This window comes from Mesorhizobium sp. M4B.F.Ca.ET.089.01.1.1 (assembly GCF_004022605.1).
GTDB lineage: Bacteria > Pseudomonadota > Alphaproteobacteria > Rhizobiales > Rhizobiaceae > Mesorhizobium > Mesorhizobium abyssinicae.
In genome coordinates this window covers 1-2,728 of sequence record NZ_RZOS01000614.1, presented here as the reverse complement: position 1 = coordinate 2,728, position 2,728 = coordinate 1, and the positions used below count along the sequence as shown (strand labels likewise).

Genomic DNA, 2,728 nt, shown 5'->3' with positions numbered 1-2,728 from the left:
GGCTTTGCAAATGGCCAGGATGCGCGCTGTCGACGCTGCCGTTCTCGTTCTCGAAAAGGAGGGCATTTCGTGCGCCTTCGGCGTGCCGGGCGCGGCGATCAACCCGCTTTATTCGGCGTTGAAGGCGAGGGGCACCATCCGCCACGTGCTCGCGCGCCATGTCGAAGGCGCCTCGCATATGGCCGAAGGCTATACGCGGGCCAAGGCCGGCAATATCGGCCTCTGCATCGGTACCTCGGGCCCGGCCGGCACCGACATGATCACCGGGCTCTATTCGGCGGCGGCCGACTCCATTCCGATCCTGTGCATAACTGGCCAAGCTCCCCGCGCGCGCCTCAACAAGGAGGATTTCCAGGCCGTCGACATCGCCGCGATCGCCTCGCCGGTCGCCAAATGGGCGGTCACCGTCATGGAACCCTATCTGGTGCCGATGGCGCTGCAGAAGGCCTTTCATCTGATGCGCTCGTCGCGGCCGGGTCCGGTCCTCATCGACCTGCCGGTCGATGTGCAGATGGCCGAGATCGAATTCGACATCGACGCCTACGAGCCGCTCGCCCCGTTCAAGCCGGCGATGACGCGCGCCCAGGCCGAGAAGGCGCTGACGATGCTCAATCAGGCGGAAAGGCCGCTGATCGTCGCCGGCGGTGGCATCATCAATGCCGATGCGTCCGACCTGCTGATCGAGTTCGCCGAGGTCACCGGCGTGCCGGTCATCCCGACGCTGATGGGCTGGGGCACGATCCCCGACGACCATCGGCTGATGGCCGGCATGTGCGGCCTGCAGACCTCGCACCGCTATGGCAATGCGACGATGCTGGAAGCCGACTTCGTCTTCGGCATCGGCAACCGCTGGGCCAACCGCCACACCGGCTCGGTCGACGTCTACACCAAGGGCAAGAAATTCATCCATGTAGATATCGAGCCTACCCAGATCGGCCGGGTCTTCGCGCCTGACCTCGGCGTCGTCTCGGATGCCGGTGCGGCGCTGAAGATGCTGCTCGACGTCGCCACCGAATGGCGGACGGCGGGCAAGCTGCGCGACTGGTCGGGCTGGGCGAAGGAATGCCAGCAGCGCAAGAAGACGATGAAGCGCAAGACGCATTTCGAGCAGGTGCCGCTGAAGCCGCAGCGCGTCTATGAGGAGATGAACAAGGCTTTCGGCCGCGACACCACCTATGTCACCACGATCGGCCTGTCGCAGATCGCCGGCGCGCAGTTCCTGCATGTCTACAAGCCGCGCAACTGGATCAATTGCGGCCAGGCCGGCCCGCTCGGCTGGACGCTGCCGGCCGCCCTCGGCGTGCGCGCGGCCGATCCGGACCGCGATATCGTCGCACTCTCCGGCGACTACGATTTTCAGTTCATGATCGAGGAACTGGCGGTCGGGGCGCAGCACAAATTGCCCTATATCCACGTCGTCGTGAACAATGCCTATCTCGGCCTGATCCGCCAGGCGCAGCGCGGCTTCTCGATGGACTACGAGGTCAGCCTTGCCTTCGAGAACGTCAACCGGGCGAACGATCCCGAAGCGGGCTACGGCGTCGACCATGTCGCGGTCGCAGAGGCGATGGGCTGCAAGGCGGTCAGGGTGCGTAAGCCGGAAGAGTTCGCCGGCGCCTTCAAGCAGGCGCAGCGGCTGATGAAGGAGCACCAGGTTCCGGTCGTGCTCGAATTCATCCTCGAGCGCGTCACCAACATTTCCATGGGCACGGAAATCGACAAGATCACCGAGTTCGAGGAATTGGCCGAACGCAATGAGGATGCGCCGACGGCCATCATGATGTTGGATTGAGCCCGGCGGGGAGAAGGAGAAAAAGAATGCCGCGCTTTTCAGCCAATCTGTCGATGCTCTTTGGCGAGCACGAGTTCCTCGACCGCTTCGATGCCGCCGCCCGCGCCGGCTTCAAGGGCGTCGAATATATCGGTCCTTACGACCATGCGCCGGACGTCGTCGCCGCGCGCCTGAAGAAGAACGGGCTGACGCAGGTGCTGTTCAACCTGCCGCCGGGCGACTGGGCAAAGGGCGAGCGCGGCATTGCCGTGCTTCCCGATCGAGTACCGGAATTCCGGCAAGGGGTGGCCAAGGCCATCACCTATGCGCATGCGCTCGGCTGCGAGCAGATCAACTGCCTTGCCGGCATCGCACCACAGGGAGCTGATCGCGCGGTGCTGGAGAACGTCTTTGCCGAGAATTTGGCTTTCGCGGCCGAGAAGCTGGAGCAGGCCGGCATCCGGCTTTTGATCGAGCCGATCAACACGCGCGACATTCACGGCTTCTTCCTGAACTATTCGGACCAGGCGCTGGCGCTGATCGACCGCATAGGCTCGAAGAACCTGTTCCTGCAATACGACATCTACCACATGCAGATCATGGAGGGGGATCTCGCCCGTACCATCGAGGCAAACCTCGGCCGCATCGCGCATATCCAGCTTGCGGACAATCCCGGCCGTCACGAGCCGGGGACGGGCGAGATCAACTATCCCTTCCTCTACGAGCACATCGACCGGCTCGGCTATGCCGGCTGGGTGGGGGCTGAGTACAAGCCGAAGGCAGGGACCGAGGTGGGGCTAGGGTGGTTTCGGAAGCTTGCCGGGCAGGGGAGCGCGGCGGCTTAGCGGTCGTAATTGAAGTAGCGATCCTTCGCGCCCCCCTCTGCCTTGCCAGGCATCTCCCCCACATGGGGGGAGATTAGCAGTTTCAGCGCGCCGCCCATTTCCAAAACGTTGG

At 63.8% G+C, this 2,728-nt stretch carries 2 protein-coding genes; both read left to right on the top strand.

The window, feature by feature from the left end; all coding sequences use genetic code 11:
• Positions 1 to 10 precede the first annotated feature (10 nt).
• Positions 11 to 1,792: a glyoxylate carboligase gene (gcl, locus tag EN780_RS31580; protein ID WP_128276226.1), complete on the top strand. Its 1,782-nt coding sequence runs from the start codon at positions 11 to 13 to the stop codon at positions 1,790 to 1,792.
• 26 nt (positions 1,793 to 1,818) lie between these two features.
• Positions 1,819 to 2,616, top strand: a complete 798-nt coding sequence (gene otnI / locus EN780_RS31575; protein WP_128276225.1) for a 2-oxo-tetronate isomerase — start codon at positions 1,819 to 1,821, stop codon at positions 2,614 to 2,616.
• The last annotated feature ends 112 nt before the right edge of the window (positions 2,617 to 2,728 follow it).